At 65.3% G+C, this 24,713-nt stretch carries 24 protein-coding genes and 3 tRNA genes; 18 read left to right on the top strand and 9 right to left on the bottom strand.

Annotation, left to right across the window (positions count from 1 at the left end; genetic code table 11):
• Positions 1–69: 69 nt before the first annotated feature.
• Positions 70–501, top strand: a complete 432-nt coding sequence (locus RW112_RS00715) for an SRPBCC domain-containing protein (RefSeq protein ID WP_317779992.1) — start codon at positions 70–72, stop codon at positions 499–501.
• Between the two features lie 82 nt (positions 502–583).
• Positions 584–760, top strand: a complete 177-nt coding sequence (locus tag RW112_RS00710) for a hypothetical protein (protein ID WP_317779991.1) — start codon at positions 584–586, stop codon at positions 758–760.
• A gap of 22 nt (positions 761–782) precedes the next feature.
• Here the strand turns inward: RW112_RS00710 and RW112_RS00705 are convergent, their stop codons facing one another.
• Both RW112_RS00705 and RW112_RS00700 read right to left on the bottom strand, forming a co-directional pair.
• A complete protein-coding gene (locus tag RW112_RS00705) occupies positions 783–1,196 on the bottom strand; it encodes a lipopolysaccharide assembly LapA domain-containing protein (RefSeq protein ID WP_317779990.1) in 414 nt (137 codons plus the stop codon).
• A 206-nt stretch (positions 1,197–1,402) separates the two neighbouring features.
• A tRNA-Arg gene (locus RW112_RS00700) sits at positions 1,403–1,475 on the bottom strand.
• Between the two features lie 223 nt (positions 1,476–1,698).
• Between RW112_RS00700 and RW112_RS00695 the strand changes: the two genes are divergently transcribed.
• The 3 genes from RW112_RS00695 to ettA all read left to right on the top strand — a co-directional run bounded on the left by RW112_RS00695 (position 1,699) and on the right by ettA (position 4,662).
• Positions 1,699–2,277 (top strand): single-stranded DNA-binding protein, encoded by a 579-nt coding sequence (locus RW112_RS00695; protein WP_317779989.1) that lies wholly within the window; start codon positions 1,699–1,701, stop codon positions 2,275–2,277.
• Positions 2,278–2,342: 65 nt separating this feature from the next.
• A complete protein-coding gene (locus RW112_RS00690; protein WP_317779988.1) occupies positions 2,343–2,906 on the top strand; it encodes a DUF6993 domain-containing protein in 564 nt (187 codons plus the stop codon).
• Between the two features lie 73 nt (positions 2,907–2,979).
• Positions 2,980–4,662, top strand: a complete 1,683-nt coding sequence (gene ettA, locus RW112_RS00685; RefSeq protein ID WP_305941317.1) for an energy-dependent translational throttle protein EttA — start codon at positions 2,980–2,982, stop codon at positions 4,660–4,662.
• 73 nt (positions 4,663–4,735) lie between these two features.
• On the opposite strand, the gene tesB is transcribed toward ettA, so the two are convergent.
• Positions 4,736–5,716, bottom strand: a complete 981-nt coding sequence (gene tesB, locus RW112_RS00680; protein WP_317779987.1) for an acyl-CoA thioesterase II — start codon at positions 5,714–5,716, stop codon at positions 4,736–4,738.
• Positions 5,717–5,779: 63 nt separating this feature from the next.
• On the opposite strand from tesB, the gene RW112_RS00675 reads away from it, so the two are divergent.
• Positions 5,780–6,439, top strand: coding sequence for a hypothetical protein (locus tag RW112_RS00675; RefSeq protein ID WP_317779986.1), 660 nt, complete (start codon positions 5,780–5,782; stop codon positions 6,437–6,439).
• 39 nt (positions 6,440–6,478) lie between these two features.
• The gene (locus RW112_RS00670; RefSeq protein WP_317779985.1) at positions 6,479–7,186 is read left to right on the top strand and encodes a Pr6Pr family membrane protein; all 708 of its coding nucleotides are present in this window, start codon (positions 6,479–6,481) and stop codon (positions 7,184–7,186) included.
• Positions 7,187–7,211: 25 nt separating this feature from the next.
• Here the strand turns inward: RW112_RS00670 and RW112_RS00665 are convergent, their stop codons facing one another.
• The gene (locus tag RW112_RS00665) at positions 7,212–7,667 is read right to left on the bottom strand and encodes a globin (protein ID WP_317779984.1); all 456 of its coding nucleotides are present in this window, start codon (positions 7,665–7,667) and stop codon (positions 7,212–7,214) included.
• Positions 7,668–7,669: 2 nt separating this feature from the next.
• On the bottom strand, positions 7,670–8,335 hold the full coding sequence (locus RW112_RS00660) for a mechanosensitive ion channel family protein (protein ID WP_317779983.1): 666 nt from the start codon (positions 8,333–8,335) through the stop codon (positions 7,670–7,672).
• Positions 8,336–8,449: 114 nt separating this feature from the next.
• Here RW112_RS00660 and RW112_RS00655 point away from each other — a divergent pair, with 114 nt between their 5' ends.
• Positions 8,450–9,457 carry an epimerase gene (locus RW112_RS00655; protein WP_317779982.1) on the top strand — a complete coding sequence of 336 codons (1,008 nt, stop codon included), beginning with the start codon at positions 8,450–8,452 and terminating at the stop codon, positions 9,455–9,457.
• Here RW112_RS00655 and RW112_RS00650 read toward each other — a convergent pair.
• Positions 9,454–9,933 carry an OsmC family protein gene (locus RW112_RS00650; protein ID WP_317779981.1) on the bottom strand — a complete coding sequence of 160 codons (480 nt, stop codon included), beginning with the start codon at positions 9,931–9,933 and terminating at the stop codon, positions 9,454–9,456. The genes RW112_RS00655 and RW112_RS00650 overlap by 4 nt on opposite strands.
• Before the next feature lie 10 nt (positions 9,934–9,943).
• Positions 9,944–12,496, bottom strand: a complete 2,553-nt coding sequence (gene pepN / locus RW112_RS00645) for an aminopeptidase N (protein ID WP_317779980.1) — start codon at positions 12,494–12,496, stop codon at positions 9,944–9,946.
• 145 nt (positions 12,497–12,641) lie between these two features.
• On the opposite strand from pepN, the gene RW112_RS00640 reads away from it, so the two are divergent.
• The 3 genes from RW112_RS00640 to RW112_RS00630 all read left to right on the top strand — a co-directional run bounded on the left by RW112_RS00640 (position 12,642) and on the right by RW112_RS00630 (position 15,183).
• Positions 12,642–13,643, top strand: coding sequence for a hypothetical protein (locus RW112_RS00640; RefSeq protein ID WP_317779979.1), 1,002 nt, complete (start codon positions 12,642–12,644; stop codon positions 13,641–13,643).
• 113 nt (positions 13,644–13,756) lie between these two features.
• Positions 13,757–14,251, top strand: coding sequence for a ribose-5-phosphate isomerase (locus RW112_RS00635; protein WP_305941307.1), 495 nt, complete (start codon positions 13,757–13,759; stop codon positions 14,249–14,251).
• Positions 14,251–15,183: an Fpg/Nei family DNA glycosylase gene (locus tag RW112_RS00630; protein WP_317779978.1), complete on the top strand. Its 933-nt coding sequence runs from the start codon at positions 14,251–14,253 to the stop codon at positions 15,181–15,183. The genes RW112_RS00635 and RW112_RS00630 overlap by 1 nt, the downstream gene beginning before the upstream one ends.
• 58 nt (positions 15,184–15,241) lie before the next feature.
• Here RW112_RS00630 and RW112_RS00625 read toward each other — a convergent pair.
• Positions 15,242–15,315: transfer RNA gene (locus RW112_RS00625), tRNA-Gly, on the bottom strand.
• A 129-nt stretch (positions 15,316–15,444) separates the two neighbouring features.
• Between RW112_RS00625 and RW112_RS00620 the strand changes: the two genes are divergently transcribed.
• The 6 genes from RW112_RS00620 to RW112_RS00595 all read left to right on the top strand — a co-directional run bounded on the left by RW112_RS00620 (position 15,445) and on the right by RW112_RS00595 (position 20,745).
• A tRNA-Pro gene (locus RW112_RS00620) sits at positions 15,445–15,519 on the top strand.
• 66 nt (positions 15,520–15,585) lie between these two features.
• Positions 15,586–16,998, top strand: a complete 1,413-nt coding sequence (tig, locus tag RW112_RS00615) for a trigger factor (RefSeq protein WP_317779977.1) — start codon at positions 15,586–15,588, stop codon at positions 16,996–16,998.
• 269 nt (positions 16,999–17,267) lie between these two features.
• Complete coding sequence (locus RW112_RS00610) at positions 17,268–17,879, top strand: ATP-dependent Clp protease proteolytic subunit (RefSeq protein ID WP_317779976.1); 612 nt, start codon at positions 17,268–17,270, stop codon at positions 17,877–17,879.
• A 36-nt stretch (positions 17,880–17,915) separates the two neighbouring features.
• Entirely contained in the window at positions 17,916–18,575 is a 660-nt protein-coding gene (locus tag RW112_RS00605) for an ATP-dependent Clp protease proteolytic subunit (RefSeq protein WP_309980128.1), read from the top strand.
• 197 nt (positions 18,576–18,772) lie between these two features.
• Positions 18,773–20,062 carry an ATP-dependent Clp protease ATP-binding subunit ClpX gene (gene clpX, locus RW112_RS00600; RefSeq protein ID WP_317779975.1) on the top strand — a complete coding sequence of 430 codons (1,290 nt, stop codon included), beginning with the start codon at positions 18,773–18,775 and terminating at the stop codon, positions 20,060–20,062.
• Positions 20,063–20,130: 68 nt separating this feature from the next.
• The gene (locus tag RW112_RS00595) at positions 20,131–20,745 is read left to right on the top strand and encodes a disulfide bond formation protein DsbA (RefSeq protein ID WP_317779974.1); all 615 of its coding nucleotides are present in this window, start codon (positions 20,131–20,133) and stop codon (positions 20,743–20,745) included.
• 355 nt (positions 20,746–21,100) lie between these two features.
• Here RW112_RS00595 and valS read toward each other — a convergent pair whose 3' ends face one another.
• A complete protein-coding gene (valS, locus tag RW112_RS00590) occupies positions 21,101–23,722 on the bottom strand; it encodes a valine--tRNA ligase (RefSeq protein WP_317779973.1) in 2,622 nt (873 codons plus the stop codon).
• A gap of 105 nt (positions 23,723–23,827) precedes the next feature.
• Here valS and RW112_RS00585 point away from each other — a divergent pair, with 105 nt between their 5' ends.
• Complete coding sequence (locus RW112_RS00585; RefSeq protein ID WP_317779972.1) at positions 23,828–24,589, top strand: SDR family oxidoreductase; 762 nt, start codon at positions 23,828–23,830, stop codon at positions 24,587–24,589.
• The last annotated feature ends 124 nt before the right edge of the window (positions 24,590–24,713 follow it).

Genomic DNA, 24,713 nt, shown 5'->3' with positions numbered 1-24,713 from the left:
CCGGGCCGTTTTCTTGCCCTTAACACCGTCGTTGACCGCGCGTATTGTCGTGCCAAGGGAGGCACTCACATGGAAGATCAGATCAAGGACGCCCGGGCGTCGGTGCTCGTGGACGCCCCGCGGAGCAGGGTATGGCAGGCGCTGACCGATCCGGACATCGTCAGGCAGTATTTCCTCGGCACACAGCTGACTACCACCTGGCAGGTAGGCGAACCCGTGACCTTTGCCGGGGAATGGAAGGGCAAAAGCTTTCAGGACAAGGGCATCGTGCTCGAAAACAGGCACGAAGAACTCCTGCGCATCACCCACTACAGCCCGCTGACGGGGCTGCCGGATGAGCCCGAGAACTACCACACCGTGGAGTACCGGCTGGACGAAAGCCCTGACGGCACGCGAATCACCATCACGCAGGGGAACAACAAGAGCGAATCAGAGGCAGAGGAATCCGCCAAGCTCTGGGAGATGGTGCTGGGGAACCTTAAGGAGCTATTGGAGCGCTGACGATTCGGCCTGAGGCGGCTTGGCCGTGGGCGCCGCCGTGCTGGGCGTCGACACGCGGGACGTTCGGGGCTAGCTTGGGCACATGACCGAGATTCCAGACGAAGACGGCACCGCGCGCGGGGACGACGGAACGACCCGGCCGGCGGACGAGGCAGGACGGGACACCGTCGCCGGCGACCTGGCCGCTACGATCGAACCCGATATAGCCGGGATGGACGACACCCCCGAAGGGCATAGGGGCGAGGCGGACCACCGGTGAAGCGGCGCGCGCTTTGGCGTGCTTAGCGGACCCGCTGCGCAAGGACGCGGCGGCGGTGGGCTGCGGCCCTCAGTTGGATGATTCGTGCCGCCCCGGCGACAGCCACGAGCACCCCGCCGCCGACAGCCGCGATGAACAGCGCGATGCCCAGCGGCACCGCGCCCTCGAGCCCGAAGTACCGGACCTGCACGTAATCCTGGTTCTGCAGGATGAAGATGATCAGGAGCACCATCACCGCCAAAGCGGTGGCTACGGCAGCCCAGACCATGCCTGCCCTGGTGACGTGGCGGTCCTCGGGCAGGGGCGATGCTGTTGGCGGAGTTGATGGCGCAGGCTGGGCCGGCGTTGGCCGGGCCGAGCCGGGCTGTGCCGGCTCAGGCTGGGGTGATGGTGCAGCTGTCTCGCGCGGCTCGTTGTCCGGTGATTGCTGAGTCATGGTTCCATCCTCTCCGAGGTGATCCGCCGGTGGCGGAAGGCGCGGCGCCGACGCCACTTCAAATGAGTCAGCGCCGCCCTTAAATCATAAGCATGCTTAGCGTAATTAGCCCGCAGAAGGCTGTTGTCCCGCATTTCGGCATGTCACGTCCAGGACAAACAAAGCGGCCCCCTCTGCTTGGCGCAGGCGGGAGCCGCTTCTTGTTGTGCCCCAGGAGGGAATCGAACCCCCGACCGGCGGATTAGAAGGCCGCTGCTCTATCCCCTGAGCTACTGGGGCACGTGGGCGCGTCCGGGCCATTCCGGCGGCGCCTAGAAAAGTTTACAGTGCCGCGCGCCCTCGGCCAGTCAGCCTGTTTACGGGCGTTTTGACTCGTCCCCCACATCCGGACTTCAGCGGGAGTTTTGCACATAACAAAGGCCGCCCCTCGCTCCCTGGCCCTCGCGGCGTGAAGCTGAAGATGCCTGCTAGGGCACCATCATTTTCGAGACAGGAAACCAAGATGACTGACACCATCACTGTCCGGGGCTTCGTTGCCACGGAGATCAAAAGTTCCACCACACCCGGGGGAGTGCCCACCGCATCGTTTCGGCTAGGCTCCACCGACCGGCGGTACGACCGCGCGTCCGGGACGTGGGTGGACGGCAACACGAACTGGTTCACCGTGCAGGGCTACCGACAGTTGGCCGGCAATATGGGTTGCAGCATCAAGAAAGGCCAGCGAGTCATCATCGTGGGCCGGCTCAAGATGCGGAGCTGGGAAAAAGACGGCCGGATCCACCATGTTGCCGAGATCAACGCCGAGTCAGTGGGCCATGACCTCATGTGGGGCTCCGCCAACTTCATCCGCACGGCCGGAAACTCCGCCCAGCCCGGTATGGGGCAGGGCCAGCAAGGCTCCGTGTCCGGGACACAGGACGGCATCGGGCCGGGTACTGAAGACCCGGAGGACGCCGGAGACGGCCGCGAGCAAGACGAAAGCGACGACCCGGCAGCTGAAGGCATCTTCGTTGACGACGAAAACGGCGGCGTCCTGCAGCTCGATCCGGCGACCGGCGAACTCACCGGAGCCGCGGCCTGAATACACCGCTGACGCCGCCGCCTGCGGCACCGTACCCCTGCGGTGCCGCATGGCAGAATGGCACAGTGATCCGCGCAGAGACATCCCAGCAACAGTACGGTCGCCGGTACGGCACGCCACGGTCCGCAACCGGGCGGCGCGTACGCAGCGCCTGTGCCCTGCTCATGGGGGCGTTTGTCATCGCAGCCGGCCTCGCGGGCTGCACCGGAACGCACCCCGGGTCCCCGGCAGGCTCCTCGCGGGCTGCGTCCGCTGAGCCGGGATCACCTTCCGGGCAACCGGCTGCACCAGCCGGCTCCTCCTCCGCGTCGCCGGCGGCGGGGCAGCCGGAAGTTGACGCCGCGACCGCCCGCCTCACTGAAACAGTCGGCAACGTCCTCCGCGGAGTCGCCGCAGCCACCCCCAAACCTGGTCAGGAACAGGTGGCGGCGGCGCTGACGGGAGCGGGTATACCCGCCGGTTCACTGCAGGTGTCGGCCGGCAGCACGCCCACCGGCCTGGCGGTCGACGCCATTGAGGCGGCGGCCCTGCAGGGCGGGGATTGCGTGATCGGCCAGATCCGCGACGGAGCTGTGGTGGTCACAGTCCTTCCTGTGCTGGCAACCGGGAAATGTTTCGTCGGAGGCTGACCCTGGGCCGGACCCTCGTCCAATGCCGGCCGCGAATGTGAGTTAAGCCCGCCGACCCACTAGATTTGGAACCATGGCGGAATTTATCTACACAATGACCAAGGCCCGTAAGGCTGTTGGCGAAAAACTTATTCTCGACGACGTAAGCATGTCCTTCTTTCCGGGGGCCAAGATTGGTGTTGTTGGCCCCAATGGTGCCGGTAAGTCCACCATCCTCAAGATCATGGCCGGCCTGGACACCCCCTCCAACGGTGAAGCGCGGCTCAGCCCGGGCTACACGGTAGGCATCCTCCTCCAGGAGCCGCCGCTGAACGAGGAGAAGACGGTCCTGGGCAACGTCCAGGAGGGCGTCGGCGAGATTTACGGGAAGATCCAGCGCTTCAACGAGATCTCCGAGGAAATGGCCAGCCCTGACGCTGACTACGACACCCTGCTGGAGGAAATGGGCCACCTTCAGGAAGCCATCGACGCCGCCGACGCCTGGGACCTCGACTCCCAGCTCGAGCAGGCCATGGATGCCCTTCGCTGCCCCCCGGCTGATGCCGACGTGACCCTCCTTTCCGGTGGTGAGCGCCGCCGTGTTGCGTTGTGCAAGCTGCTGCTGCAGAAGCCGGACCTGCTGCTCCTCGACGAGCCCACCAACCACCTCGATGCCGAGAGCGTTCTCTGGCTGGAACAGCATCTCTCCAGCTACGCGGGTGCGGTCCTGGCCGTCACCCACGACCGGTACTTCCTGGACCACGTGGCCGAATGGATCGCGGAAGTGGACCGCGGCCACCTCTACCCGTACGAGGGCAACTACTCCACGTACCTGGAAAAGAAGCGCGCCCGCCTGGAAATCCAGGGCAAGAAGGACGCCAAGCAGGCCAAGCGACTCACTGAAGAACTCGAGTGGGTCCGCTCCAACGCCAAGGGCCGCCAGACAAAGTCCAAGGCCCGCCTTGCGCGCTACGAGGAAATGGCCGCAGAGGCGGACCGCACCCGCAAGCTCGACTTTGAAGAGATCCAGATTCCGCCGGGACCCCGGCTGGGCGGCCTGGTGCTCGAAGCCAAGAACCTGCAGAAGGGCTTCGAGGACCGCACGCTCATCGACGGACTCTCCTTCACGCTTCCCCGCAACGGCATCGTCGGCGTCATCGGCCCCAACGGCGTCGGCAAGACCACGCTCTTCAAGACTATCGTGGGCCTGGAACCGCTTGACGGCGGCGACCTGAAGATCGGTGATTCCGTCAAGATCTCCTACGCTGACCAGAGCCGCGGGGGAATCGATCCCAACAAGTCCCTCTGGGAGGTCGTCTCGGACGGCCTCGACTACATCCAGGTCGGCCACGTTGAAATGCCGTCACGTGCCTACGTCGCGGCGTTCGGGTTCAAGGGCCCGGACCAGCAGAAGAAGGCAGGTGTGCTCTCCGGTGGTGAGCGCAACCGCCTGAACCTGGCGCTGACCCTCAAGCAGGGCGGCAACCTGCTGCTCCTTGACGAACCCACCAACGACCTGGACGTCGAGACGCTCAGCAGCCTCGAAAACGCGCTGCTCGAATTCCCCGGCTGCGCCGTCGTGGTGTCGCACGACCGCTGGTTCCTGGACCGGGTGGCCACGCACATCCTGGCCTATGAAGGCGACGAGGAAAACCCGTCCAAGTGGTACTGGTTCGAGGGCAACTTCGAGTCGTACGAGGAAAACAAGGTGGAGCGCCTCGGCCCCGATGCGGCCAAGCCGCACCGCGTCACGCACCGCCGCCTGACCCGCGACTAGGCTCACAGCCGTCCGGGCTACGCAGAAGGCCGGTTCCCGCAAGGGAACCGGCCTTCCGCGTACGCTGCCCGGTTTAGTCCTTCCCGGCTTTGCGCATCTGGTGCTGGAGGACTTTTGTCTGGAAGGCGCCCACCACTTTGTTCTTGAGGTCGGTCGGCACCCGGACCATGCCCTCCTGGGCCACTGTCGCCACATGCTGCCCGTCCCGGCTGAAAATCTTGCCAGTGGCCAGGCCGCGGGCCCCCTGGGCGCTCGGGGATTCCTGCACATACAACAGCCATTCGTCGACGCGCACGGGCCGGTGCCACCACATGGCGTGGTCAAGGCTTGCGACGCTCATGCCGGGCGTGATCCAGCTGAGTCCGTGTTTCCGGAGGATGGATTCCAGCAGCGTGTAGTCGCTGGCGTAGGCGAGGGCCGCCCGGTGCGTGTTGGCGTCATCGGGCATCGGCCCGAAGGTTTTCATCCAGACGGCATTCCGGGCTTCCCTGTCACCGTTGGCCGAAACGTACAGCGGCGGATCCACGTGCCGGATATCGAAGGGACGCTCGTACGCCCAGTGCCGGGCCACGGGGTGGTCGAACTTGCCCAGGAGGTCCGCCGTGCTGGGCAGCGAATCAGGATCGGGTATGCCCTCGGGCATGGTGGACTGGTGATCGATTCCCTCGTCCTCCTCCTGGAAGGAGGCAATCATGGACAGGATAGGCATTCCGTCCTGGTACGCGTGGACCCGGCGGGCCGAGAATGACCGTCCATCCCGCAGCCGCTGGACGCCGAACGTGATGGGCTTGTTGGCGTCACCCGGCCGCAGGAAATATCCATGCATGGAATGCACGCTGCGCGCCGCATCGACCGTCCGGTTTGCGGCGATGAGCGATTGCGCCAGGACCTGGCCGCCAAAGACCCGCTGCCGGGGCTGCCGCTGGGACGGTCCCATGAAAATGTCCTCATCGGTCCTGGCACCCTCAAGCTCGCCGAGGTCCAAAAGTTCAATGAGCGAGGAGGTGGGGTCCTGGATCGGTGGCCCCTGCAGTCCGGCGTCGGCTTCAGTCATGGTTCGACTTTAGACGTCACTCCGGCGCCGTCCCAAAGAGGCACAGCCGGTAGAGTCGATATTGTGTCTGACGTCCTAACCCAGCCCCTGCAGTTCACCGATCCCCGCGACCTTGCCGATCTGCGCACCTTTGCTACCCGCGCCAAGTCGATCGACGACGGCGCCATCCGCCTCCAGGCCTCCGGCCCGGTGCTTGCCGCTTACGTGTGCGTGCTGCGGCCGAGGTTGCTGGGCGAGGCGACGCCGACCATCCTCGGGCTGCGGACCATGGCCCTTGCACAGCCCGCGGACACCGACGTCACCGTACCGATTTCGGCGGTGCTGGACCGGCTTGCCCGGGCAGGGGAGAACGACGTCGAACTGCCGCTGCCGCCAATGACCGTCACCGAATCGTGGGCCGGCGTCGGTGCGCCCCGCACCGGCTGGGAACCCGTCGCCGCCCTGCCGGACGCTGCGCTTCGCCAGGCCGCAGAAGCCGGCATCACGGAGATCGCCGCCATCATCCCGGACAAGCCCGGCGCGCTGATCGTCAACAACGCCCGGGCCACAGTCTGGGGCCGGGAACTCCCCGGCGCTTCGGGGCTCCCGGTGGGCGCTGCGTTCGCGGCCCTCACCCTGGGCTTCCTCGGCGACGGCGAACAGCAGCTCTACCGGGCGGGACGCTGGTTCCGACTCAGCGGACCCCGCGGACATGTCCTGGCGCGCACGGGGTCGGGACTTTAGCTCCTAGCCGCCAGCCTTACGGCCTGACAAGCTGGGCGCATGAGCGATGTGGCCATTCTGGTTCCCCCGATCGAGCGCCACCCCGGCTTCAACGATGCGCTTCATCCCGACCGCCTCTGGATCCGCCTGCTCCGCTTTGCGGTCGGCGTTTTCGTCCTGGCGGCCCTTGTGCAGAAGACGTACGACGCAACCCTTCCGGGCAGCGATGTGGACATCGGCCAGCTCTACTCGGAATTCACCGTCCAGTCAAACCTCGTCCTGGGGCTGGTCCTGGTTGTCTCCGCCGCCCGGACCCGGGCCCGGCTGCCGGAGTGGTGGGACCACCTGCTGGGCGCACTCACGTTCTATCTGGTGATGACAGGCATCATCTACGCAGTCCTCGTCGCCCCGCCGGACGAGCCGTGGTGGAGCTGGGACATGTACTGGCCCCAGCTGGCACACCACCGCCTGGCTCCGCTGTTCATCGCTCTCGACTGGCTCCTGGTCACGAAGACGGTCCACGGAAAATGGTCGCGGCCGCTCGCCTGGCTCAGCTACCCGTCCGCCTTCCTCATCTACTCCTGGATTCGCGGCGGGATCGACGGCTGGTACGTCTACGACTTCCTTGATCCGACCCTCGGGGGCGGCTGGCCGGCCGCGCTGATGACGACGGCGCAGGTGCTCGTGGCGTTCCTCCTGATCGCCCTGCTGGTGCATCTTGGCGGCAACGCACGCGCCGCACTGGCGATCCGGCGGAAGCGGCGCTGACTGCGCCTTGGACGCGTGGGCGTTCTCAGGCGTCCGAGGGGCTGTTCACCATGGACAGCGCAGCGCGCTCCATGTAGTCCCAGAGGGTGCCCTCGTAAAGTGGCGGCAGTTCCAGCGCGTCCACAGCCGTACGCATGTGGTGCAGCCACCGGTCCTTCGCCTCGGGCGTGACGCGGAACGGCATGTGGCGCATGCGCAGGCGGGGATGTCCGCGCTCCTCCCCATAGGTCGTGGGGCCTCCCCAGTACTGTTCGAGGAACATCAGGAAACGCCGCTTGGCCGGTTCCAGGTCCTCTTCCGGATACATCGGCCGCAGCAGGGGGTCTGTGGCCACGCCGTCGTAAAAGACGTCGATGAGCTTCACGAAGGTCTCGTGCCCGCCCACGGCGTCATAGAAGTTGTCCGTGTACCCGGGCTGCGTGAAGGGATCGTTCTGCATCAGCATCTTCGGTTGGGGCTGTTCAGGGGTTGGGGTGCTCATGGTTACTCTCCGGCCTTCTGCTGGGGTGCGGAATCGGGGTCGGTCACGTCGGCGGAGTCGTCCGCCGGTGCCACGTAGTTTCCCTGGGAACGGTTGCCCACCCGCAGGATCTCACCGTTGCGCAGGTACCAGATGGCGCCGTCGTCCGAGCGGACCCGGGTGATGCGGAGCCCCATGGACTCCACCGTGCCCACCACCTCGCTGGTCTCAATCACATCCCCAATGCCGTACTGGTCCTCGATCGTGATGAAGATGCCGGCCAGGAAGTCGCGGATCAGCTGCTGCGCGCCGAAGCCGATGGCGACACCCAGGATGCCCACGCTGGTCAGGAGCGGCGCGATGTCCACGTCCAGGTTCTTGAGCACGTACATGATGGTGATTACCGCGATCAGCACACCTGCCACGCTGTTCAGCAGGGATCCGATGGTCTTGGCCCGCTGGACCCGGCGTTCGTGGTCCAGGGCGCGCAGGGCAGGGGCCACCCAGCGGAAGTGCGGTTTCTTGAAGAACGTGGTTCCGGCGGCCACGCTTTTGGTGATTCCGGCAATCACGAAGGAAGCGACCAGCCAGATCGTGACGCCCACTCCGATGCTGATCACGATTCCGGCGGCATTGATGCCGGACATGTCCGGTGCGGCGGGCGTGGTGATCGACAACATGCTGTACATCGGCTGGGATTCTCCTTACTGCTTATCGGCTTGCGCCGGAGCTGCCGGGCGTTCTCGTTCGCCGGGCGCATAACACTCTGTTCACCTTCAACACTAGCGCCGTAGCGTGGCTGCATGCGCATCCTGGTTCTTGGCGGCACTGCCTTCCTGTCAGCAGAAATTGCCCGGCAGGCAGCCGCCGCCGGCCATGACGTGACGTGCCTTGCCCGCGGGTCGGCGGCCCCTCCGCCGGAGGGAACCACCTGGCTGCGGGCGGACCGCAGCGCCGGGCGCCGGGCCTATGGCGAAGCGGAAGGAGACTGGGACGCCGTCGTTGATGTGGCCCGTGACCCGGAGCAGGCCAGGGAGGCGCTTGAGGCGCTGGCGCCCCTGGCAGCGCACTGGACCGTGGTGTCCAGTTGCTCGGTGTATGCCGACCATTCGGTGCCGGGAGCGGACGAGGGCGCAGCTTTGTTGCGGCCGCTCGCACCGGGCACTGCCTTCGCACCGGAGAACTACGGCGAGGCGAAATCGGCAATCGAACAGTACGCCACCTCCATTGCCGGCGGGAAGGCCCACCTCTGCCGGGCCGGCCTGATCGGCGGTCCCGGCGACAGGTCCGACCGCTACGGCTACTGGCCGGCCCGGTTCTCCGGTGACGCGGAGCCGGTCATTGTTCCGGACATTGGCCCGGGTGCCACCCAGGTCATCGACGTCCGCGACCTCGCCGCATGGGTGCTCACCGCCGCCGGACGGGGAATGACCGGTGCCCTGAACGCGGTGGGAAGCGTTGTCGGGTTCGATGACTACCTGGAGGAAGCACAGCGGCAAGCCAACTACGCCGGCCGGGCGCTGGTGGTCCCCGAAGCCTGGCTGGCTGCCCGGGGGATCGGTTACTGGGCGGGCCCGGATTCGCTGCCCCTCTGCCTCCCGCCGGGACATGACGGGTTTGCCGCACGCTCCAACGACGCCGCCCTGGCGGCCGGGCTCAGGCTGCGCCCGTGGCAGGACACGCTCCGGGACACTCTCGACGACGAACGCCGCCGCGGCCTCGACAGGGACCGGAAGGCCGGACTCAGTGCCGAAACCGAGCGTCGGCTCGTGGGTGAATTCCTTCGCGAACGAGGTCCGGCCCGTAGCTAGGCGTCCTGCACCCGGACAACAGGTTCGTGCAGCACGGGAAAGTTCACGCTCCGGGCAATGAAGCAGACCTTGTTCGCTTCCTCGTGCAGCTGCTCCATGAGGGCGGCGTCCACGGCGGCGGCAACGGTCACCTCGGGCCGGAGCGTGGCGGATTCGAACTGGCCGCTGCCGTCGCGGTTGGTCCGCATCAGTGCTTCAGCGCGGTCCTCGTAGGCCGTCACCACCACGCCGTGCTTCACCGCCACGTGCAGGAAGGAGAGCATGTGGCACTGGGACAGGGCGGTCAGCAGCAGCTGTTCGGGGTTGTACCGCATCTTGTCCCCGTGGAACGTTGGATCCGCGGAACCTTTGAGGGCGGGAAGCCCGGGGATTTCGATGTCGTGATCCCGGGAGTACCCCCGGTACGTAGACGTTCCTTCTCCCCGGTTCCCGGTCCAGCGGACGGTCACGGCGTAGCGGTGCTCATCGAGGCTCATGACACCGGCCCTACCCGACGTCAGCCTGGCGGGCGCGCAGTGCGCGCGCCACGCCGTCGCGGTTTTCCAGCATCATGCGCCGCAGGGCGGCACTGTCTTCAGGCAGCGTCGCCAGGAATTCGTCCGTCCGGTCCACGGTGGCCTGGGTGGTCTGCTGTGCCGGGTAGAGCCCGACGACGATCTGCTGGGCGAGGGCGTGGGTGCGGTTGGCGACGATGCCGGGAACGGCGTCGAAATACTTCTCCGTGTAGGGCGCCAGCAGTGCCGGGTCCAGCACCCGGGTGAAACCTGCCACCGCGGACGCCTGGAGGGCGTTGGAGAGCTCGCCTTTCACCACGATGGACTCCCAGGCCGCAGCCTTGGCCTCTGCCGTGGGGATGGCCGCCTTGGCCAGGGCGGCGGCGTTCTGGCCGTTGGCGGTGTTGTCCCGCTCAAGTTCGGCGTCGATCTGCTCCTGGCCGGACCGGCCGCCGGCCACCAGCGATGCGAGCAGTTCCCACCTGAGGTCCTGGTCCACGGTGAGACCGGCCAGGGACTCCGAGCCGTCGAGCAGGGCCGAGACCTTATCCAGCTGGCCTTCGCTGCGGGCCAGGAGGGCAAAGGACTTCACGAACTGCAGCTGGGAGTCCGATCCCGCCGGAACCGCGCCGGCAAGGTCCCACAGCGTGTCCGCGGCGGCCACCGACGTCTCTTCCCGGTGCTCTTCGGCGACGTAAAAGCTGAGCGTTGTGGCCAGCTGGCGGAGCTGGACCAGGATCACCGATGAATCGGATTCGGAGGCGATGTTGGCAAGGATCAGTTGAACGTAGCCGCGGGCCGGTGTTTCGCCGTCGCGTGCCGCGTCCCAGGCCGAGCCCCAGACAAGCGTCCGCGGCAGGCTCTCGCGGAAGTCCTTCAGGTGGGCCGTGGCGGTGGTCAGCGACTTCGGATCGAGCCGGACCTTGGCGTAGGCGAGATCGTCATCGTTGAGCAGGATCAGGTCGGGCTGCTGCAGGCCGGCCAGGGCAGGCACGTCGGTGCGCTCGCCGTCGACGTCCAGTTCCTCGCGGTGCACCCGGACCAGCTGCCCGTCGGTGACGTTGTAGAAGCCGACGGCGAGGCGGTGCGGCCGGATGGTGGGCTGCTCGGCAACCGCCGACTGCACGATGGCGAAGGATGTGATGGTTCCGGCGGAATCCACGGCCACGTCCGGTGTCAGGGTGTTGACACCGGCGGTTTCCAGCCACAGCCGCCCCCACTGGTCCAGGTCACGGCCGCTGGCTTTTTCCAGCTCCACCATGAGGTCGCTGAGCTCGGTGTTCTGCCAGGCGTGCTTGCTGAAGTATTCGCGGACCCCGGACATGAACTGTTCCGGACCCACCCAGGCAACGAGCTGGCGCAGCACTGAGGCGCCCTTGGCATAGGTGATGCCGTCGAAGTTCACCTCAACATCCTGCAGGTCGTTGATCTCGGCGAAGATCGGATGGGTTGTCGGCAGTTGGTCCTGGCGGTAGGCCCAGGACTTCTCCACCGATGCGAAAGTGGTCCAGGCGTGGTCGAACTCCGTGTTCTCCACCGCGGCGAGGTGCGACATGTACTCGGCAAAGGATTCGTTGAGCCACAGGTCGTTCCACCAGCGCATCGTGACAAGGTCGCCGAACCACATGTGTGCGAGTTCGTGCAGCACGGTGATGGCACGGCGTTCGACCTGTGCTCCCGTGACTTTGCCGCGGAACACGTAGCCTTCCAGGATGGTGACGGCGCCCGCGTTTTCCATCGCGCCGGCATTGAACTCGGGGACGAAGAGCTGGTCGTACTTTTCGAACGGATAGGGGCAGCCGAACTGCGCCTCAAAGAACTCGAATCCCTGCCGGGTAAGTTCGAAGATGTTGTCCGCGTCAAGGTACTGCATGAGGGATTTGCGCGCGAACACGCCCAGCGGAACAACCCGGCCGTCGGCGCACTTCACTGCGCTGCGCACCGACTGGTACGGGCCGGCGACCAACGCCGTGACGTACGACGACAGCCTGGGGGTTGCTTCGAACTCCCAGACAGAACGGGCACCGCCGTCCTCGCCGGGGATGGTTTCGATGGGAACGGGCGTGGGGGAGTTGGACACCAGGTCCCAGTGCGACGGCGCTGTCACGGTGAACGTGAAACTCGCCTTGAGGTCCGGCTGCTCGAACACTGCGAACATCCGGCGCGAATCCGGCACCTCGAACTGCGTATACAGGTAGACCTCGTTGTCCACCGGATCCACGAAACGGTGGAGTCCTTCACCGGTGTTCATGTACGGCGCATCCGCAACCACCAGCAGATCGTTCTCTGCAGCCAGGTACGGGAGCTGGATGCGGACACCGTCCGACACCTCCGCGGGGTCCAGTTCGGTGCCGTTGAGCATGATGCTGTGAACCTTGTGGGTGACCGCGTCGATGAAGGTGGAGGACCCGGGCCGCGCGCTGAACTTGACGGCTGTGGTGGACCCGAAGATTTTCTCGCCCCGGGTCAGGTCCAGGCTGACGTCATAGGACTCAACGGAGATGAGGTTGGCGCGCTCGCGGGCTTCTGCGCGCGTCAGGTTCATGCCTGGCAAGGTGTGGCCTCCAGAAAGGGTTGCGGGTACCGGCCGGCAATGGGCATTACCGGCACTGTGAAGTCATTCTTTCACTCCAAGGGGCGATGGCAAGTTAGGTGGATCACGCAGCTCCGGCGCGGAGTAGCGTTGAGGTATGGGAAAGATCAGGGATTCGGTGGACGTCAAGGCACTGCGCTTCGCCGCAGTGTTCCCGGTGCTGCTGGCCTCGGCGTTCGTCGTCTGCGCATTCCTGCTGCGCGCCGACGTGCCGGACCCCATGGCGGTGCGCTGGTCCGACGCCGGTCCGGCCGGCTTCGCGCCGTTCTCCGCCTTCGTGGCGTTCGGTGGCCTGATCATCGTGCTGGTGGGTTGGCTCGTCCTGGGGCAGGCCGTTCCATTGGGCCGGCCCGCCGTCATGCGGCGTTTGATGATGGGCACGGGACTCAGCGTCAGCCTTTTTGTGACCACGGTGCTGGCCGCAGTGCTGGTGGGCCAGGCAGGCATCGCCGATGTCCGCGAAGCACGGGTCGATATGTCCGTTCTCGCCCTGGGGAGCGGGGCAGCGTTGCCCCTCGGCGTCATTATGTTTTTCGTTTTCAAAGCCGACGAGCGCTGGTCGGTGGATGATGAACGTGCGTTGCAGGAGGCGCTGGACCGAGAACTGGACCCCGACCTTGCCGCGGATTCAGTGCGGCTGTGGGTCCATGCGCGCAGTTCGGTGTTTGTGATGCTGGGTATCGCCTCGCTCTTCCCTGCTGCGCTGATCGCCATTGCCGTCCCGTGGCTGGGCGCCCTCCTGGTGGTGCTTGCCGTGCTGGCAGCGGCCTTCCTTTTCGCACGGATCATCGTTGACCGCAGCGGGTTGCGGGTTTTCGTCGCTGGCTTCGTCCGCGTCATGGAGGTTCCGGCGTCGGCGATTTCCTCGGCGGCGCCGGCGGATGTCCGTGCTGCCGACTACGGTGGCTGGGGCTACCGGCACCACGGCGGGACCACCGCCATGCTGGTCAGCAGCGGTCCCGCCGTCGTCGTCAACCGTGCGGACGGCCAGAAGGTGGCCGTCAGCGGCGGCAGCACCGCTTCCGCCGAAAAGGTGGCCGCCGTCCTGTCCCGGGTGGCAGCCCGGGCCCGCGGTGAGAAGCGCCCGCCCCAGCCGTGATGTCCGCGGAGTGTTCACGGCGGGCCGCCGGCGCCTGCACCCTAGTACGCTTGGATCCGACCCCCGAAGCAGCCCGGAAGCCTACCGGTGCTAATGACTGAACGGACCATGCCGTGACCACTTCTTCCGATTTTCCGCGCGTCCACATCGCCACCGACCACGCAGGCATGGAGCTCAGTGCCCACCTGGTAGCCCACCTCACGGCCAAGGGCTACACCGTAGTGGACCACGGCCCCAAGGAATACGATGCGCTGGACGACTACCCGTCCTTCTGCATCAACGCCGCGCTCGCTGTCGTGGCGGACCAGGCTGCCGGCGTCCACGCCCTGGGCATCGTGCTCGGCGGTTCGGGGAACGGCGAGCAGATCGCCGCCAACAAGGTCAAGGGCGTCCGTGCCGCACTGGCTTGGAACCTGTCCACGGCAACACTGGCCCGCGAGCACAACGACGCCAACGTCGTCGCCGTCGGCGGCCGCCAGCACAGCGTGGACGAAGCAACGGAAATCATCGAGGCCTTCCTGCAGGAACCGTTCAGCAACGATGAACGCCACGTCCGCCGCATCGGCAAGATCGCGGCCTACGAAAACACCGGCGAGGTTATCGCCTAGTGCCTGAGGGGCATTCGGTCCACCGGCTGGCCCGCCAGTTCGCGGACGTGTTCTCCGGCCGGCGCCTGGCCGTTTCCAGCCCGCAGGGCAGGTTTGCCGACGGAGCAGCACTGCTGGACGGGCGCACCCTCGTCGGCGCGGTGGCCCACGGCAAGCACCTGTTCCTGCATTTCGACCACGGGCTTGTCCTGCACGTTCACCTTGGCCTCTACGGCGCCTGGGACTTCGGCGGGGACGCCACGTTCCGGGGCGCGTCCAGCATCGGCGCGCCCCGCAAAGTGGGGGAGCGGGAAGTGTTCGACGACGGCGTGACGGGCGAGAGTGCCCTGGACGGCAGCCCCGGCGGCGTTGCCCCGTACGCTGGCCCGCCCGCGCCCGTCGGTGCCGTCCGCGTCCGGCTTGCCGGTGACCACGGCTGGGCGGACCTCAGGGGCGCCACGACGTGCCACGCCATCACGGAGGAGGAGGCCGACGCAGTCCTGGGCCGGCTGGGACCGGACCCGTTGCGGAACCTTACCGGGGACAAGGAAGGCTTCGTCGCAGGAGTGCGCGCACGGAAGACGCCCCTCGCGTCCCTGCTGATGGACCAGAAGGTGATCGCCGGCGTCGGCAACGTCTACCGCGCCGAACTGCTCTTCCGCCAGGGACTGGATCCCTGGCTGCCCGGCCGTGCCCTGGACGCCGAGGCGGCCGGCGAACTCTGGGAGGACACCGTTGCCATGATGTCCGACGGCGTCCGTGACGGCAGGATCATAACGACACCTCCCGGTTACTGGACGGAATCCGCCGCCGGACTTCCGGCGCCGGAGGAGTCACACTTCGTCTACCGGCGGCAGGGCCTGGACTGCCGCGACTGCGGAACCCCGGTGGCGCTGACAGACTTTGCGGCCCGCAAGCTCTATTGGTGCCCCCGGTGCCAGCAAGGCGCCTGAAACAACGAAAAGCCCCTCCGGAGAGGGGCTTTTCGTTTGTACTGCTTATCGATTGTCCTGGAGGGGACGACGGGAATCGAACCCGCGTAATCAGTTTGGAAGACTGAGGCTTTACCATTAAGCTACGTCCCCGGGGAGATGCATGTTGCTGCATTTCTTCCGGTCGGCTGCTCGAGCCGGATACAACTAAACCTAATTCAGTGCCCCGGTGTCAAATGTGCATATCCGGCCGTTATGACCGTAGACTGTTCTGTGCACTTACGGGGTGTAGCTCAGCTTGGCTAGAGCGCCTGCTTTGGGAGCAGGAAGTCGCAGGTTCAAATCCTGTCACCCCGACTCTGCAGCTTGTCAGATCATTGCGTTTGCAGAACCCCATCCCACAAAACCAGGAGTACTTAGACTGTGAAGAGCGCTGTCGAGAACCTCACCCCCACGCGGGTCAAGCTCAATGTTGAGGTCCCCTTTGAGGAATTGAAGCCCAGCATCGAAGAGGCATACAAGACTGTTGCTTCGCAGATCCAGGTCCCCGGCTTCCGCAAGGGCAAGGTCCCCGCGAAGCTGATCGACCAGCGCGTCGGCCGCGGCTACGTGCTGGAGACCGCCATCAATGAAGGCCTCAACGGCTGGTACCAGGAGGCCGTCCAGGAAACCGGCATCCGCCCCCTGAGCCGCCCCGAGGTTGAAATCACCGAGGTTCCGGATCCCACCGCGACCGACGGCGAACTCAAGTTCCACGCTGAAGTCGACATCCGTCCCGAGATCGAACTGCCGGACTACGCCGGCATCAAGGTCGAGGTTGCGGCTGCAGAGTCTTCCGAAGCAGACGTTGACAAGGCCCTCGACGAACTCCGCGGCCGCTTCGGCACGCTGAAGTCCGTGGACCGCCCGGCTGCCGACTCTGACTTCCTGACCATCGACATCACCGCCTCGATCGACGGCGCTGAAGTTGACTCCGCTTCCGGCCTCTCCTACCAGGTCGGCGCCGGCACCATGCTCGAAGGCCTGGACGAAGCCGTCACCGGCCTCAGCGCCGATGAGGACGCCATCTTCGAGACCACCCTCGTTGGCGGCGACCACGCCGGCGAAGCCGCCCAGGTCAAGGTAGTGGTCAAGTCCGTCAAGGAGCGCGAGCTCCCCGAGGCCGACGACGACTTCGCCCAGCTGGCATCCGAATTCGACACGCTGGCCGAACTGCGCGAGGACCTCGCCAAGCAGGCTGCCGAATCGAAGGTCGTCGAGCAGGGCGTCGAGGCACGTGACAAGGTCCTGGACAAGCTCGTTGAGCTCGTTGAGGTTCCCGTCCCCGCGTCGGTCGTCGAAGAGCAGCTGGAGCAGCACTTCAAGGCCGAGAACTCCCACGGCGAGGGCGAGCACGACACCGAAGAGCACCGCGCGGAGGTCAAGGCCAACACCGAGCGTGCCTTCCAGAACGAGATCATCCTCGACGCCATCGCTGACAAGGAAGAGGTCGGCGTCAGCCAGAACGAGCTGATCGACTACATCGTGACCACCGCCAGCCAGTACGGCATGGACCCGAACCAGTTCGCCCAGATCATCGACCAGTCCGGCCAGGTTCCCATGATGGTTTCCGAGGTCCGCCGCCGCAAGGCGCTGGCCGTAGTGCTGGGCCAGGCCGAGGTCACGGACTCTGAGGGCAACAAGGTTGACCTCAGCGACTTCGTCCGCCCCGGCGGCGAAGAAGCTGCAGCCGCCGAGGCTGAAGCAGCTCCGGCCGCTGACAGCGAAGCGGTTGAAGCTGAAGCCTCCGCTGAGGAAGCCACGCCGAATGATGACCCCGCAGCAGTGAAGTTCTAACACACGTTGCACGGAAGCCCCCGGATCCCTGATCCGGGGGCTTCCCCGTTTAAGCCGGAATTGTTAAAGCCCGGAATGGCGGCCGTGTAGTGCTGTGCGGCGCCGTTGCGCCAATCGTGCGCCGTCAGCGAACAGTGGGATCCGTGAGAACAAAACGGCCGCGAAACCGGTTAGTGTCCAAGTAGTGATTTTCAGTGGCGTCGTCCCGTGACGCCACCGTCGCCAGCGAGAGGTAAGTACATATGTCACAGCAAGCAGGGGCCCCCCGGATGGCTACTGTCGATCCGGCAGCCCAGGACAACTACATCTACAACCGCCTGCTGAAAGAGCGAATCATCTGGCTCGGCTCCGAGGTCCGCGATGAAAACGCCAACGCGATCTGCTCGCAGTTGCTGCTGCTGTCGGCGGAAAACCCGGAAAAGGACATCTACCTTTACATCAACTCGCCGGGCGGCTCCGTGACCGCAGGCATGGCCATCTACGACACCATGCAGTTCATTCCGAACGACGTCGTCACGGTCGCCACCGGGCTCGCTGCCTCGATGGGCCAGTTCCTGCTCTCTTCCGGTACCAAGGGCAAGCGCTACGCCACCCCGAACGCGCGTATCCTGATGCACCAGCCGTCCGGCGGCATCGGCGGCACGGCCTCGGACATCAAGATCCAGGCTGAACTCATCCTCCACATGAAGAAGGTCATGGCCGAACTCACCGCCGACCAGACCGGCCAAACGGTGGAGACCATCCTCAAGGACAATGACCGCGACAAGTGGTTTACGGCAACGGAAGCCCTCGAGTACGGCTTCTTCGACAAGATCGCCGCTCACGCGGGATCGGTGGCCGGCGGCGGCGGAACGCAAAACGCCAGCGGCTCGGAAAAGTAACCGGCTAAGACAGAAATGATTCCAGGAGAAATGAACATGAACTACAATTTCGGATCGTCTGCCGGGAACCTGCCCACCAGCCGCTATGTGCTGCCGCAGTTCGAGGAGCGCACGCCTTACGGCTTCAAGCGCCAGGACCCGTACACGAAGCTCTTCGAGGACCGGATCATCTTCCTGGGTGTCCAGGTGGACGACGCTTCCGCTGACGACGTCATGGCCCAGTTGCTGGTGCTTGAGTCCACCGACCCGGACCGCGACATCACGCTGTACATCAACTCCCCGGGCGGCTCGTTTACCGCCATGACGGCCATCTACGACACCATGCAGTACATCCGTCCCGAGATCCAGACCGTCTGCCTGGGCCAGGCGGCCAGCGCCGCCGCCGTCCTGCTCGCAGCCGGCACACCGGGCAAGCGGCTGGCACTGCCCAACGCGCGCGTGCTGATCCACCAGCCGGCCCTGTCCGGCGGCCAGGGCGGCCAGGCTTCCGACCTGGAGATCCAGGCTGCTGAAGTCATGCGCATGCGCTCCTGGCTCGAAGATACGCTTGCCAAGCACTCGGGCCGCACGTCCGAGCAGGTCAACAACGACATCGAGCGTGACAAGATCCTCACCGCCGCTGAGGCACAGTCCTACGGGCTCATCGACCAGGTCCTTGACTCCCGCAAGATCAAGCCGCAGGCGATCGCCAGATAACTGGCACGACACGCGGAGCCGGTGCGGTTCATGATAAATGGACCGCACCGGCTTTCGTTTTCAACGCGTAAGGTTCCACCCCTCAGGCCGAATGTGACCTAGAGTGGAACATGTCACGGCCGGACCTTCCGGACCCACCGTGATTCCAGCAACCGGTGCAGTGCTGCGGTAGCAGCAGGATACTAAGGGGTTCACATATGGCTCGGATTGGCGAGAGCACGGATCTGCTGAAGTGCTCTTTCTGCGGAAAGAGCCAGAAGCAGGTGCGCAAGCTCATTGCCGGGCCCGGCGTCTACATCTGCGACGAGTGCATTGAGCTCTGCAACGAGATCATTGAAGAGGAACTCGCAGAAGTAGCGGACCTCGGCAGCTTCGAACTGCCCAAGCCGCGTGAAATCTTCGATTTCCTGCAGGAATACGTCATCGGCCAGGAACCAGCCAAGCGCTCCCTCGCCGTGGCCGTGTACAACCATTACAAGCGGATCCAGGCAGGCCACGCCCCCAAGAGCGGCAGCCTCGCCGAAGGCGTCCACCACGACGACGTCGAGATCGCCAAATCGAACATCCTCCTGATCGGTCCCACCGGCTGCGGCAAGACCTATCTGGCCCAGACCCTGGCGCGCCGCCTCAACGTTCCGTTCGCTGTCGCGGATGCCACGGCGCTGACCGAAGCCGGTTACGTGGGCGAGGACGTCGAGAACATTCTCCTGAAGCTCATCCAGGCCGCTGACTACGACGTCAAGAAGGCCGAACAAGGCATTATCTACATCGACGAGATCGACAAGATCTCCCGCAAGAGCGAGAATCCTTCCATCACCCGGGATGTCTCCGGCGAAGGCGTGCAGCAGGCGCTGCTGAAGATCCTGGAAGGCACGGTGGCCTCGGTTCCCCCGCAGGGCGGCCGGAAACACCCGCACCAGGAATTCATCCAGATCGACACCACCAACGTGCTGTTCATTGTTGCCGGGGCCTTCGCGGGCCTCGAAGAGATCATCGGCTCGCGGTCCGGACGCAAGGGCATCGGTTTTGGTGCTCCGCTGAACGAAGTCAAGAACAACTCCGACTCCTACGGTGAGGTCATGCCGGAGGACCTGCTGAAGTTCGGGCTGATCCCGGAATTCATCGGCAGGCTTCCCGTCATCACCACGGTCTCCAACCTGGACCGGCCGGCCCTGATCCAGATTCTGTCCACGCCGAAGAACGCCCTGGTGAAGCAGTACCAGAAGATGTTCCAGCTGGATGGCGTGGAGCTGCTCTTTGACGACGAAGCGCTGAACATGATCGCGGACCAGGCACTGGAGCGGGGCACCGGTGCCCGCGGACTCCGCGCCATCATGGAGGAAGTGCTTCTTCCCGTCATGTTCGACCTCCCGAGCCGGGATGACATCGCGAGCGTCGTGATCACGGCTGACGTGGTGGCGAAGAAGGCCCAGCCCACCATGATCGCCCACGACGTGGTGGCGAAGCGGCGGAATAAATCCGCTTAGTACTTTGCTCTTGGTAGATGTGCGCCGTAGTGCGCCATGCCCTGACGCCTTTTCCGGAGGAGATTTACGTGCCTGAAACCACTGCGAGCAAAGCCGACTTTTGGTTCGACCCCCTGTGCCCCTTCGCCTGGATCACGTCCCGCTGGGTGGGCGAAGTGGAGCAAGTCCGTGACATCGAAACCGAGTGGCACGTGATGAGCCTGTCCGTCCTGAACGAGGGCCGGGAACTCGAGCCCGGCTACCGCGAAGCGATGGACAAGGGCTGGGGTCCTGTGCGCGTCATCATCGCCGCCCGTGAGCAGCATGGCGACCAGGTCATCAAGCCGCTCTATGACGCCATGGGAAGCCTGATCCACGACGCCGGCGAGCAGGATTTTGATGTCGTGATCAGCAAGGCCCTGGCCGAATGCGGCCTGCCGGCCGGGCTCGCGGCCGAGGCCTCTTCTGATGCTTTTGACGAGCAGTTGCGCGCCAGTCACGAAGAGGGCATCTCCCTCGTGGGGCAGGATGTGGGAACGCCGGTGGTTGCCTTCAACGGCACGGCGTTCTTCGGCCCTGTGCTGACGCGTATTCCCAGGGGCGAGGAAGCCGGCCGTCTTTGGGACGCCGCGGTGACCCTGGCCGCGTACCCGCACTTCTTCGAGATCAAGCGAAGCCGCACCGAGCGCCCTGAATTCAACTGACGTCCCGCCATCTATAATTACTGTCCTGTAATTCTCCCGGGACCCTTGCGGATGCCCGGGGGGAGGACAACAATAGTTCTTACCCACTTCGAAAGAAGAGGGACACGGAAACCAAAGATTCAGTGACACGCATCTGACGCAGCCTTCGGCAAAGTCAGAAGCTGGCTACCAGTGACGAGGTAGGAAGACCTGAAATTCCGAGGATTCCGCCAGATTGTCACAGACGTCACGAGACAATCGAAAAAGTCGAAGCCCCACCAACGGCAAAACGCTGATGGGGCTTCCCCTTTGCCCGAAAACAGAAGCCCCACCAGCGTTCCTCGCTGATGGGGCTTCCCCTTTCCCGAACTGCCCGCTAGGCGCCCGGGGCGTCCTCCGGCTGGGCCAGGACAACATCGCTGACCGTCAGGTCGCCTTCACCCGCCACGAGCGTCAGCTCGCGCGCATTGGACGCGGCCTTCAGGTCGGCAAGGCCCGCCTTCAGCTGCGTGGTGATTGATTCCGTGGCAGTGATGGTGGCGGACAGCACTTCAGTGCGCTGCTTGACCTTCGCCTCGGACTTGGCCTTGCGGATGCCGCTCAGTGCCACCCCGACAGTCGCCAGCATGGTGGTGTCGCCGTCGGACACCTCAAGGGCGGCCGGCCACTCAGCGCGGTGCACCGATCCGCTGCGCCACCAGCTCCAGACCTCTTCGGTGGCGAACGGCAGGAACGGCGCGAACAGCCGCAGCAACGTGTCCAGCGTGGTGGCCAGGGCGGCCAGCACGGACGCCTTCTCGGGCTCGCCGGCCGCACCGTAGGCGCGGTCCTTGATGAGTTCCACGTAATCGTCGGTGAACTGCCAGAAGAAGCTTTCGCTGATCTGCAGCGCACGGGCGTAGTCGTAGTTCTCGAACGCCTTGGTGGCCTGGGCCACGACGTCCGAAAGTTGAGCCAGCACCGCGCGGTCCAGCGGGTTGGTGAGCACCGACAGGTCCGCGGAAACCACCGAGTTTTCCGTGGCGCCCAGGTTCAGGACGAACTTCGAGGCGTTGAGGAGTTTGATGGCCAGGCGGCGGCCGATCTTCATCTGCGCGATCTCGTAGGCGGTGTCCGCGCCGAGCTTGGCCGAGGCCGCCCAGTAGCGGACCGCATCCGAGCCGTACTCCTCGAGGACATCGGTGGGGACGATCACGTTGCCCTTGGACTTCGACATCTTCTTCCGGTCCGGATCGAGGATCCAGCCGGAGATGGCTGCGTGCTTCCAGGGTGCGGTGTCCTGCAGCGCGTCGGCACGGACTGCCGTGGAGAACAGCCATGTCCGGATGATGTCGTGGGCCTGCGGGCGCACATCGAACGGGTAGACCTTGGAGAACAGTGCCTCGTCCGTACTCCAGCCGCCCACGATCTGCGGCGTCAGCGAGGACGTGGCCCACGTGTCGAGGACGTCGGCGTCACCGGTGAAGCCGCCCGGCACGTCGCGCTGGGCTTCCTCGTATCCGGGAGCGGCGTCGGCAGCCGGGTCGACGGGGAGCTGCTCATCTGTCGGCAGGACCGGGGCGTCGTAGTCCGGGTTCCCGTCGGCGTCCAGCGGGTACCAGACCGGCACCGGCACGCCGAAGAAGCGCTGGCGGGACACCAGCCAGTCGCCGTTCAGCCCGGAGATCCAGTTTTCGTAGCGGGAGCGCATGAACGCCGGGTGGAATTCGATCTCGTTGCCGCGTCCGATCAGGCGTTCGCGGCGGTCCTCGTCACGGCCGCCGTTGCGGATGTACCACTGGCGGGACGTCACCACTTCGAGGGGCTTGTCGCCCTTCTCGAAGAAGTTGACCGGGTGCATGATCTTCTTGGGCTCGCCGTCGAGGAGTCCAGCGGCCGTCAGCTGCTCGACGACTGCCTCCTTGGCGCTGAACACCGTCTTGCCGGCGATCGCGGCAAAGGCCGCGCGGCCTCCTTCGGTGGTGATCCAGTCCGGGGTCTCGCCGACGATGCGGCCGTCACGGCCCACGATCGCGCGGGTGGGCAGCTGCAGTTCGCGCCACCAGGTCACGTCGGTGAGGTCGCCGAAGGTGCAGACCATGGCGATGCCGGAGCCCTTGTCCGCCTTGGCAAGATGGTGCGCCTTCACCTCCACTTCGACGCCGAACAGGGGAGAGGTGACCTTCTTGCCGAACAGCGGCTGGTACCGTTCGTCGTCGGGGTTTGCCACCAGGGCGGCGCAGGCGGCCAGCAGTTCAGGGCGGGTCGTCTCGATGTAAAGCTTCTCGCCGTCCTCGGTGAAGAACGGGTAGCGGTAGTAGGCGCCGGCAACCTCGCGGTCCTCGAGCTCGGCCTGGGCAACCGCAGTGCGGAACGTCACGTCCCACAACGTAGGGGCTTCTGCCATGTAGGCGTCGCCGGCGGCGAGGTTCGCCAGGAAGGCGCGCTGGGAGATGGCCCGGGACTTGTCGTCGATGGTCCGGTAGGTCAGGTCCCAGTCGACGGACAGGCCGAGCGTCTGGAACAGGTTCTCGAAGACCTTCTCATCCTCGACGGCGAGTTCCTCGCACAGCTCGATGAAGTTCCGGCGCGAGATGACATCAAAGTCGCGCTGGTTCTTGGCGGGCTCTGCCGGCGGCCGGTAGCCGGCGTCGTAATGGATGGCCGGATCGCAGCGCACACCGTAGTAGTTCTGGACGCGGCGTTCTGTGGGCAGGCCGTTGTCGTCCCAGCCCATCGGGTAGAAAACGTTCTTGCCGGTCATGCGCTGGTAGCGCGCCAGCACGTCGGTCTGGGTGTAGGAGAACATGTGTCCCACGTGCAGGGATCCCGACGCAGTGGGCGGGGGAGTGTCGATCGAGTAGACCTGCTCCCGCGTGGTGTCCGCATTGAACTTGTAGGTCCCTTCGTCAAGCCAGCGCCGGGTGAGGGCGTCTTCCAGCCCCTCAAGGGCGGGCTTGTCCGGAACGTTGATGGGGGCGGTGGTGGGCGTGTCTGTACCCTGCGTGTCTTCAGCCATGGAGCAATTGTTTCATGATCTCTTCCATCGCCTGCGCGGCCGCCTGCCGTGGCATTCCGTCACGCCCGTGTGCTGCCGGAGTTCCTCCGACGCTAGGGTGGTGCCATGACTGAGGAAAAGCGCACGAAGGCAGCCGTAGTAACGGGAGCAAGCACAGGCATCGGGGAGGCCACGGTCCGGGCGTTGAGGGCAGAAGGGTGGACTGTTTTCGCCGTCGCGCGCCGGGCGGACCGGCTTGCAACGCTCGCCGACGCCACCGGAGCCACGGCGATTGCGGCGGACATCGCCGACGACGACGACGTGGAACGGCTCCTGGCCGAGGTTTCAAAGGCCGGTGGCATTGACACCCTCATCAACATCGCCGGCGGTGCCCGGGGTGCGGACCGGATCGCGGAGGCCAAGACCGAGGACTGGGAGTGGATGTTCGACGTGAACGTCCTGGGCACGATGAAACTGACCCGGGCCTTCCTTCCGATGCTGCGGGCCTGCGGGGAGGGCACAGTCCTGAACCTGACCTCGACGGCGGGACTCGCCGCCTACGAGGGCGGCGCCGGCTACAACGCGGCCAAGTTCGCCCAGCACGCCCTGACCGGTGCACTCCGCCTGGAGGAAGTGGAAAACAACCTCCGGGTCATCGAAGTTGCCCCGGGCCTGGTGCAGACGGAGGAGTTCGCCCTCAACAGGCTGGGTGACCAGGAGGCGGCGGGGAAGGTGTACCAGGGCGTGGAGAAACCCCTCACGGCTGAGGATGTGGCAGATGTGGTCCGTTACGCGGTGACGGCGCCGCACCACGTCAACCTGGACCAGATTGTGATCCGGCCCGTGGCACAGGCCGCCAACTACAAGCTGATCCGCAAGCAGGGCTGAGCCGGGCCGGGGCCGGGTCCAGGCATGGGCCGTTTTGCTGGAGAACACTGCGACTCTGGGTACAATCGAGTATCAGCTTTGACCCGGCCATCACCGGTGAGCTTCCGGAAGAACCTTCGGACTC

The sequence above is a fragment of the Arthrobacter sp. B10-11 genome (genome assembly GCF_033142195.1).
Classification (GTDB): Bacteria; Actinomycetota; Actinomycetes; order Actinomycetales; family Micrococcaceae; genus Arthrobacter; species Arthrobacter oryzae_C.
This window is presented reverse-complemented; position numbering and strand designations above follow the sequence as displayed.